Source organism: Acidimicrobiia bacterium (genome assembly GCA_041676705.1).
In the GTDB taxonomy this organism is placed as follows: domain Bacteria; phylum Actinomycetota; class Acidimicrobiia; order Acidimicrobiales; family SKKL01; genus Actinomarinicola.
In genome coordinates this window covers 1-10,869 of sequence record JBAYRL010000001.1, presented here as the reverse complement: position 1 = coordinate 10,869, position 10,869 = coordinate 1, and the positions used below count along the sequence as shown (strand labels likewise).

Here is a 10,869-nt window from a genome sequence, read left to right as displayed (position 1 = left end):
CGTTGGGCTTTAACCCTTAAGAGCGCTGTAAAGCGCGTTTACCAGGGTGGCAAACTCTTCGCGTTCGGCTTCGGTCAGGCTTTCAAATACATAGGCAAAAGCAGCGGTGGTGGCCTCTTCGGCTTGTTCCCAAGTTTCACGAAGGCCGTCGACCTCGGGCAGTTCAGTCCAACCAAAGGCCGTTGCCATCATCGGAGTTGAGATTGCCAAGGCCTGAAGTGGGTCTAAACCGCTAGCCACGATGCAGGCAGCGTGGATACCGCCTCGCAGTTCACGCAGAGCGTTTAGGTGGTGGATAGCAGCCGCCTTGGGTGATTCGGGAACCTCAAGTTTCCGCCAGCCAGCAAAGAGGGGTGCTGCCGTCACGCGAGCACCTTCGGCCAGTTTGTCAGCAAGTTCGGCCAAACGAGCGGCATCAAAGTCGTCTGGCACGTGGGCTTCGGCCCAGTTGGCTGCGGTTTCCGCGAAGGCTTGGGCCGCCGCTAGAGGCTCCATAACCCCGATTCCCGATTCCCATTGAGTACGAACGTAAGCAGGCTCGAAGTATGCAAAGGCGGCCGTGACCAAGTCGGCGTCAACGTTGCCCAACACCCCGCCTCGACCAGCCACGTAGAAATTGAAACCAGCAAAACCAAGCTCGCCACCACGCTGATATGTCGCTGGATTGAGCATGAAATAAGAGCCGATCGTGCTAATTGCTTCGGCGGTAGCGTCGGCCGCGGTGGTGGTGTCCATAGGTGTTTGTCCCTCTATTTGCGAGCCCAAAGTATGAAGCTCAAGTCGTGCAACAACTGCCGTTATGTTTAGTCGAATTTTTCTGCGGATGACCTGACGTCGAGGATTTTCACCAAAGAAGCTAGGATATGAGGCGTTTTTACCCGGCGGTACCGGCCATACCCGCCTTATCAAAACCGGAGGAACTCCCCTGTCAAACGTTGAACCATCCATAAACGCAGCCGAACCCGGAACGGTTGCTGCTTCCCTCAGCGCGCCATCTAAAATTGCGATTGCTGCTGTGGCTGCTTATATCGGTGCCCAAGCAATTGCCGATATTGCGAGCATCAAAATTGGAGTATTTGCTGGCCGTGCAGTCGATATGGGTACTTTTATATACCCCCTAACGTTTACCTTACGTGATTTGGTACACAAAACGTTAGGACGGCGCGCGGCCCGCACAATGGTTATCGCCGCGGCTGCCGTAAATCTTTTTATGGCTTTTTACCTTCAATGGGCGGCGTCAGTTACACCCGACCCTTCTTATGGCTTTAATGCCGAGTTTCAGGCGGTTTTGGCACCATTGTGGCGAATCACGATGGCCTCAATTTTGGCTGAAGTGATTAGCGAGCTTGCCGACACTGAGGTCTACCGATGGTTTGTTAAAAATGTTACCACTAAACACCAGTGGGCGCGTGTCGCGACCAGTAACGCGGTGAGTGTACCTATTGATAACATGATATTTGCGGTAGTGGCCTTTGGTGCCGTACCTGGGTTTACCAACCATCCCCTTACCTTGCCCTGGGCCACCGTGTGGGACATTTTCGTGGTTAACCTAACGATCAAAGCCGCTATTAGCGTATTGAGCATTCCGCTCATCTACTTAGGCCGCGACCGAGACTGGGAGAACAACCCAGATGATTAACTCGCTGCCGATCGATCTGCCAACTCCTCGACCAACGATTAACCCCTAAATATGTCGAATATGGAGCTTGTGGTGCTTGGCACCGCCAGCCAAACGCCAACCAAAACACGTAACCACAACGGCTATCTCTTGCGTATTGGCGCCGAGGCCGTGCTCTTTGATCCCGGTGAAGGTACGCAACGACAGCTCAGTTTTGCTGGTCTTTCTTCCAGCGCTATCACCCATATTTGCATCACCCATTTTCATGGTGATCACGTTTATGGCCTACCCGGGATGCTTAGCCGAATGGCGCTAGAAACTCCTGGTAGGCAGGTACATATCCACTATCCCATCGAAGGCGAAGACACGTTAAATCACCTAGTGGGCTCGGTTCTTCATCTCAACTTGAGCGTCGAACGGCATGGCCATGCAGGAAGCGGCGTCGCTTTTGAGTCATCTGACTTCACGATTTCACATGCTCCCCTAAGACATCGGGTACCCACACTTGGGTGGAGGGTTGAAGAACCGGCGCGTTATCGCATGAATACCGACAAACTTGATGAATACGGTCTTCACGGGCGGGTAGTTGGAGAATTATTAAGCGTGGGCCACGTAACGGTTGACGACAAGGTGATCATGCTCGACCAAGTAGCGCAACTAAAACAAGGTCGTAGCATGGCGGTAGTAATGGATACCGCCTGGTGTATCAATGCAATAGAACTGGCGCGCGATGTGGACGTAATGCTTTGCGAATCAACGTTTTTGGCTAGCGAAGCTGAACTTGCCGCACAAGTACTACATCTAACCGCCGAACAGGCCGCCCAACTGGCATCGGAAGCTAACGCCAAACTTCTGGTGTTAACGCATTTTTCGAAGCGCTATAGCCAACCAGAGCAGTTTTATAATGAGGCGGTGCGATACCACAATAATGTAATTATCGCTCGCGACCTCCAGCGCATAAGCATTTCACGCTACAATTAACCACAAATCCGATGTCAACGATAGGGTTTGATCTAATGGACGCATCAAGCACAACCAACGAACTCACTGCCGCCGATGCCGAGGCAGTCCGTCAATATCTGGCTTGGATCAATAACCCAAAAAGTGTTCTTGATACCGACAAGATCGAAAGTCTCCAGGCCGAGTTAGAGAAATCAAGCGATCCCATGGAACGTTTGGCATTAAATAGCGAGCTAATCAGGGCTCAAAACCCCGATGGCGACGAGCTAATCCGTGGTTTTGTAACCTCGGCCAAGCGTTACGCCGATGAACACAACATTTTGGCCCAAGCTTTTCTCGATGAAGGCGTACCCGCTGAGGTTCTGCGCCAGGCACGCCTGCTTACCGGGCGAGGCGAAGGTGGTCGCGGCAAGGGCGCTAAAGGGTCTCGCGTAAGTCGCACCTCAAGCGAACATATCCGTGAAACGGCCCTTAGCTTCAAAGAGCCCTTCACCATCAACATGCTCCGCGATGCTTCAGGCGGAAGTGTTGCCACTATTCGCAAGTGTCTCGACGCTTTAGTTGAAGAAAACCTTTTGACCAAACTTGGCCCAGCCAGCGATTGGTCAAGCCCTGGTCGACCAGCTCACCAGTATGTTCGGGTCTAAAACACTCAGCTCCAAACCCGAACTGCGGCTGCCAATGTAATTTTGCAGGTAGTGAAATATTGCAGAGAGTGCATCGTGCGCTAGATTGCGCCGATGCACTCTTTTGTTTTGTGGGCAACCTCAGCTAGCACCTGTGCTGGAACTACGTTGCAATGGCGCGACCGAGGCCAAGCAACTCGATGAATGCCAGCATGAGGGAACGTAAGAAGACTGAGACCCGAAAAACGATTGCACGGGCTGCGCTGGCCTTGGCCCAAGAGCACGGGCCCGACGCAATTACCGTTGATGACATAAGCGCGGCGGCGAATGTTTCACCTCGCACTGTCTTCAACTATTTCGCTTCCAAAGAAGACGCCATCTTGGGCGTTGACCCTGCCCAAGCCACGCGCCTAGAAGAACGATTTAGCGCACGACCCAACGACGAAAGGCCACTTCGCTCACTGCGGGCAGTACTGCTCGACGCTTCTGAAGAGCTGAGCGCCGATTTAGGCGAGTGGCGCCAACGGTTGGCCCTGGTGAGACAATATCCGTCCTGCCTTTTTGCAGCTCATGCAGCGCGTTTTGCCGCCAACGAAACCGCACTTATCAGCCTCGTCGCCCAGCGCCTAGGGGTTGATCCCGATACTGATCTGCGACCAGCGCTCTTAGTTTCGGTAGCCCTCTCAGCGGTTAGATCTGCCACCGATGTCTGGGAAACATCCGACCGCTCTGTGCAATTGGAAGAACTCATCGAAGAGGCCTTTAGCTTGCTCGAAGAAGGACTGGGGACCATTCATTTAATCAACACTGAAACCGTGGCACCGAGCCACTAACCATCCGCGCGGGAATCCAAATCATCGGCCATCTCAAACGGCCATCTAGTAATCACCATTTGCCAGGAGAAGTTAAAGCCCAGTGGAAACACTTGAACCCGAAGAACCCTTAGCCGTGCAAACGCACGAGCCACCCGACCTAACACACCGCCAAATACAAATAATCTTTGGCGGGCTGATGTTGGGCATGCTCTTAGCAGCACTTGACCAAACAATCGTATCTACCGCGCTACCAACCATCGTTGGTGAATTAGGTGGACTAAACCACCTGGCCTGGGTTATCACCGCTTACCTATTGGCCACCACCGTCTCAACACCGCTCTATGGAAAACTGGGTGACCTCTTAGGACGCAAACATATTTTCCAAAGCGCCATTGTTATCTTCTTAGTAGGCAGTGTCCTATGTGGACTAGCCCAAACGATGGGTCAGCTAATTGCCTTTCGCGCCATTCAAGGCATTGGCGGTGGTGGGCTGATGGTACTGGCCCAAGCCATTATCGCCGATGTGGTTAGCCCTCGCGAACGTGGACGCTACCAAGGGTATTTCGGTGCCGTATTCGGCGCATCGAGCGTCGCCGGACCACTACTCGGTGGATTTTTCACCGACCACTTAACCTGGCGCTGGGTGTTTTACATCAACATTCCTCTCGGCATTTTGGCCTTGGTGGTAACTGCCTCGGTGCTGCCAGAAGGAGTGCGGCGTTCCAAGGTGAAAATCGACTACCTGGGTGCCACTCTGATCGCCGCCGGAATTACCTGCTTGGTGCTTCTAACCACCTGGGCGGGCAATGAATACGCCTGGGGTTCACCGACCATAATTGGGCTTGGCGCTGCCACCGTGTTGCTGCTTGGCCTTTTCGTAATCGTTGAACGAAGGGTTGAAGAGCCGATCTTGCCCTTGGGCCTATTTAAGAACTCAATATTTAGCGTTTCCTCAGGTGTGAGCCTGATCATCGGTATTGCCATGTTCGGCGGCATCAGCTTCTTACCGCTGTTTTTGCAGGTGGCCAGGGGCGCTTCAGCCACTAACTCAGGCCTCCTATTAACGCCCATGATGGCTGGCATGCTGGTCACTTCGATTCTGGCTGGCCGGGCCGTTTCAAACACGGGTAAATACCGTGCCTTCCCGATTGCCGGTACCGCCACCGCTTCGGTGGCTTTGGTGCTCTTTTCAACCATGAGTGCTAGCACCTCATATCTCCAAACCAGTCTTTACATGGTTATTTTGGGTGTGGGTTTCGGTCTGACGATGCAGATTCTGGTGTTGGCGGTACAGAACTCGGTTCAGGTACGCGATCTTGGCGTCGCCACTTCGGCCACGAACTTCGCTCGGTCCATTGGCGGGTCGGTCGGAGTTGCGATCTACGGCGCTATTTTCTCCAGCCGACTGGCAATTGAATTAGCTAATCGCCTACCAGCCGACGCTCCGAAAGAGCTGTTCAGCTCAGCGGTCACTCCCTCGGCGGTTCACGCTCTCGACCCTGCCCTCAAAGCATCATTTATCGATGGCTTCGCCGAGGCGCTAACCAGCGTATTCGTAGTGGCAACGCCGGTGATGCTACTGGCATTCGGCCTAACCTGGCTATTAAAGGAAATACCTTTGCGCTCGTCAGTTAGAGACCACAGCACGCCCGCCGCTTTCGAATGAGCCAGCTTGGAATAGCCAAGGCGGTATCGTTCTACCGATCTTCGCAAGTAGGATGGTTCGCTAGAGCTTTGACGGGTGAATGGACACGGTAATGAGCACTCCTGCCGGCTGGTACAACGATGAAACTAACGGCGTTCAACGCTATTGGGACGGTAATGCTTGGACAGAACATACCGCGCCGCTAGCCACCTCGCCTTCTACGACACCTGCCGCTGCGACCAAGTCGAAGACACCACTAATTGCCTTTGGAGCCCTGGTGGTGGTGGCATTGGTGGCCGGTATTTCTTTGGTCGTTCTAAACAGGGGCGACCAAGGAGACAAATCCGCTGCGGCCACGCCCGAAGGAGCAGTCGAAAGCTTTTTTGCGGCTCTGGGTGAAGAAAACTTGGATGATATGGCCGCCGCTGTGGCACCCAGCGAACGCTCAAGTTACATCGACCCTATTTATGAAACCATCGACGAGCTAAAGCGCCTTGGCATCGTGGCGCAATCGTTTTCTACTTCGAAAATTGAGGGCCTAGATTTCACCGTTACCGACCTCACCATGGTGAGCACACCCGTCACCGATGAGATTGTGAATGTGGTGGCCTCAGGTGTGATCAAGGCTGACGCCAACCCGCTGGCGCTCCCACTTGGGCCTAACTTGTTGAAGCTCGTCACCTTGGAAGACTTGGCCGAAGGGATGCAAGAGACTAACGAGCCTCAACCATTCGACGATTTGGCCCTAACGGCGATTAAAGAAGACGGACGCTGGTATCTCAGCCCTATGCATTCGGTTATGGAAGCCATGCGGGCCGAGGCGTCACTTCCCTCCCCCGACCCGAGCCAAGCCCTGGTGCCGGTTGGGGCGTCAAGCCCAGAGGCAGCGATCGAGTCGCTCATCAACACGGCCTTGGCTTTTGACCTTGGCGGCGTTCTAGCTCACCTCGACCCTAACGAGATGAGCGCCCTCCAGCTGTATGCCCCACTTTTCCTGGGTGAAATTGAAGCAGAACTCAACTCGATGCTGGCCGAAACCCAGTTCGAAATGTCGGTTACTGATCTTCAACTCGACGTTAACAGCAGTGGCGACACTGCGTCGGTCATCATCAAGGCGATAAGCGTGGAAGGCGTTTTGGATGGTGCCCCGGTGAGTTTGACGCTTGAAGGCGAGTGCATGTCGTACGAGGTTATGGGCGAGTCCGATCGGATTTGTAGCGATGACCTAGCCAATATGCCGGAATTTGGTGAATTTGGTGAATTTGGTGGTCTGGCAGGTGGTTTCAACATGGATTCGCTGCCACAGACTGGCATTGTGGTTTCCAAAGTCGACGGGCTTTGGTATCTAAGCCCGGTACAGACCATGACGAAAGCGCTCATAGCGCAACTCGCTACGCTAGATGCCGGCGATGTTAGTGAACTCTTCGACGCGCTCGCCGATGGTTCGATTGAAGACTTGCTGAACGGTTCCGTAGGTGGCAGCTTTGGCATGTTCGCGCCAGGTATGTTTGCTCGACAAGAAGCCGCCACAATCGGCTACAGCTAAACACAGGTCGCTCTGATCTGCCTAAAAATTCAGTGAGGTTACCTTTAGGCCGCCGATGTTTTGCGAGCCATTGTTCGGCGCTCTATTGGTTAGCTAGAAGTTCTTATTAGTTAGCTAGAAGTTCTTCGCGCAGTTCTCGTTTTAGAATTTTACCGGCAGCGTTGCGAGGTAGGGGTTCTTCACGAAACCACACGTGGGTAGGCACTTTGAAACCGGCCAGCGAAGCTTTCACGTGGCTTTGAATTTCTTCAGTGGTGGCAGCCGTGCCAGGGCGAAGCACCAGGATCGCGCCAACTTCTTCACCCAGAACACGGTGCGGTACGCCTAAGACACAGGCTTCGGTGACAGCGGGGTGTTCATACAAGACACCTTCAACCTCAGCACAGTAAACGTTTTCGCCACCACGAATTACCACGTCTTTAACCCGGTCGGTGATGGTAACGAAGCCTTCGTCGTCTAGGTAGGCCAAGTCGCCGGTACGCAACCAACCATCCACAAAGCTGTTGGCCGTTTCTTCAGGTTTATTCCAGTATCCCCGCACCACATTGGGACCGCGAACCAACAGTTCACCAACGTCGCCTAGAGGTACGTCATTGTTGTCAGGGTCGACAATTCTCACGTCTACAACGTCTATCGGCTTGCCGATACTGGCTGGCTTGCGTAGATAATCGGCACCGCCGTTAGCGATCGCTACCGATGAGGTTTCGGTCAATCCATAACCAGTGCCGGGGCTCGCCACGGTGAAATTCTTTTCAATTCGTCGCACCAGCTCCGGTGGCGCTTGAGTACCGCCATAACCAATTGATTGAATGCTAGAAAGGTCGAATTCCTCGAAGCGAGGTGATTCGAGGACCTCCCACACCATGCTCGGCACACCGCCAAAGCTAGTGAGTTTTTCTCGCTCGATTAGCCGCATGGCTTCTACCGGATCCCAGCGGTACATCATGACTAACTTCGATCCGGTCGCCATGGCACCAACCATGGTGGCGTGGCAACCCGTCACATGAAAGAGCGGCACTGACAATAAACGACCAGTTTGGGGACGTTCAGCAGGTGGAGGAAGAATGCGGCCCGCGCTTGCCGCAGCCTTAGCGGCAGCGTGGTCACTGTAACCTGTCATGCTGCAAATGTTGCGGTGGGTGCCTAAAGCACCTTTAGGAGCGCCGGTAGTGCCCGAGGTGTAGAAAATGGTGGCATCGTCATCGGGATCGATTTGTACATCTGGTAGTTCGGTTGCGGTGCTGGCCGCCACTACGTCGTCAAATGCATGCCAGCCATCGAGCTCGCCTCGGACAATAATTCTGGTCTGCACAGCAGTGTTAGGGAGGTATTCGACCAAGCGTTCAGCACGATCTTGGTCGGCAATCAGCACCGCCGAGCCAGAGTCTGACAAGGCATATTCAAGCTCGGAACCACTCCACCAGGCGTTCAACGGCACCACAATGGCACCAGTTACCGTGGCCGCCCAGAAACTGGCAATCCATTCCGGAAAGTTGCGCATGGCGATGGCAACGCGATCACCGGGTTTTACACCAAATTCGTTAATTAACTGGTCAGCCAATTTGGCGACAACATCAAAATGCTGGCTGAAGGTCCAGGCGTCATCTTCATAAACCACGAAGGTGCGCTCGGCAAAGTTTAGCGACCGCTTTAACGTGTCTACCAAGGTCCTGGGTGCGTTCTTGTAGACCCGCATCGGGATGCCACGAACTTCTTCTTCCACTACTTCGTGGCTTCCACCCGGGCCTATTACGGCCATTAAGATGTCGTTTTGTTGGCTGGACAATTCTACCCCCGAGATTTGTGGCCTGATTCAGCCCACCTGGGCTGCACCTCGTGACGCGAACCTACCTTTTGCGTCGCGTCGTGCGCCAAAGCATACATTCACACCGTAGTTTTCTGTTCTGAACACGCCTTTCGCCTACCTTGGTGGCATGGCCATCGACAACACGAACAACCCGCCAAGTGCTGATCATGATGAAACGCTTGGCACGTTTCGAGCCAGCATCGACAACATCGACGCGGCAATAATCCATCTGCTGGCCGAACGTTTCAAAATCACCCGTCGGGTGGGCGAATATAAGGCCACCCATCAGTTACCACCAGCCGATCCCGCTCGCGAAGAGCGACAGATTGCTAGGCTTCGGAAACTAGCGGAGGAATCAGACCTCGACCCCGAATTCGGCGAGGCGGTCTTGCGTTTTATTATCTCTGAGGTCATTCGCCATCACGAAAAAGCTCGGGATTAACGACGCCCCTAGCCATTTGATGTTCGGCCAATTACTTCACACGTAGGGAGTTGGCACCAGCTAGTTCGATGTTGAGCTGCGAGGCGCGGTTGTTGAAGTAGTTGTGGTCGAGCGTGGCGGACGAGGCGAATCTCCGTCGTCGTCATCGTCGTCGTCCTCATCGACAGTTGGAGGCGGTGGTGCGGCCCCAGCTGAAACCACAACCGTGACAGCAGAACCAAACTCGGCCTCGGTTCCAGAAGCAGGTGTGGTTGAAATTACCGTGCCCCGTGATATCGAAGAGGAGTAGGCAGTGCCATGCTCAACTGTGAAACCTGCCGCGATCAACAGTCGCGTCGCCTCGGCTTGGGACATACCTTGAGTGGCTGGAATAGTTCTCGGTCCAGGTCCCTCCGACATCACCACGTCAACTGCTGTGCCTAAAGCAATCTCGATGCCAGAGTCGGGGTACTGAGCAATAACTTCGCCAGCCAATGTAGTTTCATCTCGCATGCTGGTGACTTCGCCCAGCACCAAACCATAACGCTCTAGTTGAGATTCAAGGTCTTGACCCAACGAGCCTTCCAGCTGCGGCATAATCACAAACCCGGTTCCGGCGCTCACTACCAAGGTCACAGTGGTATTGCGTTCAGCCATCACGCCCCCGACGGGGCTTTGGTCAAATACTACACCCGGAGGGACTCGGGTATTTTGCACTTTCGTGATTTCAGCCCGGAATCCGGCCGCTTCGAGGTCGTTCACGGCATGGGTTTCGTCTTTGCCGTCAAGAACTGGAATCGGAAGAAGCTCTTTTGCTTCAGTGTTGCCGGTGGATTCGCCAATGATGGCAAAGGCACGAGGTAGCAATACCGCGCTTAGGCCCAACATGACTACCACTGCAACTATCACCTGAATAGTGCGATTGGGTGGTGGCTTGTAAATCTCGTCAATCATTCGGCTTAAGTCTACATTGCCTAAACAATTTGTTGGAGACGCCTTCAACCACCGACGTATTGCCTGAGCTGCATATCTACAAAGACAACCACATGTAGTAAGAACTAATTTTGTGACCTTTCACGCCGTGGCCCTAATGAAGTGGCGGTTGTCACCGATACTCCAAAGGTATGTATCTAACTTGGTGGGAAAGGATCTACCGTAAAAATAGTTGAGATCACCTCCGCCATCATCACCGACAACGGTGACGAAGACGGCGAGTTCACGGTGACCATCACCGAGCCCAACCTCGTCAACGGTCAGGCCTACTATGACCTCAACTTCACCAATGCCGATAACGAAGCCAAATTTGAACAAGGCGGCCTTGAATACTGGGCCAACCTAAGACAAGCAGGAGTATCAGAACAACAAATCATCTCCAGCTTCCTAAACTCACCAGAAGGCCAAAAAGCACTCGGCCAATTCGACACCCAACGG

General features: G+C 53.7%; 11 protein-coding genes. 8 read left to right on the top strand and 3 right to left on the bottom strand.

The window, feature by feature from the left end; all coding sequences use genetic code 11:
* Positions 1-9: 9 nt before the first annotated feature.
* A complete protein-coding gene (locus WC184_00055; GenBank protein ID MFA7476274.1) occupies positions 10-735 on the bottom strand; it encodes a hypothetical protein in 726 nt (241 codons plus the stop codon).
* Between the two features lie 280 nt (positions 736-1,015).
* On the opposite strand from WC184_00055, the gene WC184_00050 reads away from it, so the two are divergent.
* The 6 genes from WC184_00050 (at position 1,016) to WC184_00025 (ending at position 7,210) form a co-directional block, all read left to right on the top strand.
* A complete protein-coding gene (locus WC184_00050) occupies positions 1,016-1,639 on the top strand; it encodes a queuosine precursor transporter (GenBank protein MFA7476273.1) in 624 nt (207 codons plus the stop codon).
* 51 nt (positions 1,640-1,690) lie between these two features.
* Positions 1,691-2,599: a ribonuclease Z gene (locus WC184_00045; protein MFA7476272.1), complete on the top strand. Its 909-nt coding sequence runs from the start codon at positions 1,691-1,693 to the stop codon at positions 2,597-2,599.
* Between the two features lie 35 nt (positions 2,600-2,634).
* Positions 2,635-3,225 (top strand): hypothetical protein, encoded by a 591-nt coding sequence (locus WC184_00040; protein MFA7476271.1) that lies wholly within the window; start codon positions 2,635-2,637, stop codon positions 3,223-3,225.
* 179 nt (positions 3,226-3,404) lie between these two features.
* Positions 3,405-4,037, top strand: a complete 633-nt coding sequence (locus WC184_00035) for a TetR/AcrR family transcriptional regulator (protein MFA7476270.1) — start codon at positions 3,405-3,407, stop codon at positions 4,035-4,037.
* Between the two features lie 82 nt (positions 4,038-4,119).
* Entirely contained in the window at positions 4,120-5,685 is a 1,566-nt protein-coding gene (locus WC184_00030; protein MFA7476269.1) for an MDR family MFS transporter, read from the top strand.
* 91 nt (positions 5,686-5,776) lie between these two features.
* A complete protein-coding gene (locus WC184_00025) occupies positions 5,777-7,210 on the top strand; it encodes a DUF2510 domain-containing protein (GenBank protein ID MFA7476268.1) in 1,434 nt (477 codons plus the stop codon).
* 106 nt (positions 7,211-7,316) lie between these two features.
* On the opposite strand, the gene WC184_00020 is transcribed toward WC184_00025, so the two are convergent.
* Entirely contained in the window at positions 7,317-8,969 is a 1,653-nt protein-coding gene (locus WC184_00020) for a class I adenylate-forming enzyme family protein (protein MFA7476267.1), read from the bottom strand.
* 175 nt (positions 8,970-9,144) lie between these two features.
* On the opposite strand from WC184_00020, the gene WC184_00015 reads away from it, so the two are divergent.
* Entirely contained in the window at positions 9,145-9,459 is a 315-nt protein-coding gene (locus WC184_00015) for a chorismate mutase (GenBank protein ID MFA7476266.1), read from the top strand.
* A gap of 60 nt (positions 9,460-9,519) precedes the next feature.
* On the opposite strand, the gene WC184_00010 is transcribed toward WC184_00015, so the two are convergent.
* Positions 9,520-10,392, bottom strand: a complete 873-nt coding sequence (locus WC184_00010) for a PASTA domain-containing protein (GenBank protein ID MFA7476265.1) — start codon at positions 10,390-10,392, stop codon at positions 9,520-9,522.
* A 267-nt stretch (positions 10,393-10,659) separates the two neighbouring features.
* On the opposite strand from WC184_00010, the gene WC184_00005 reads away from it, so the two are divergent.
* The coding region (locus tag WC184_00005; GenBank protein ID MFA7476264.1) for a hypothetical protein at positions 10,660-10,869 on the top strand (210 nt) is incomplete at its 3' end.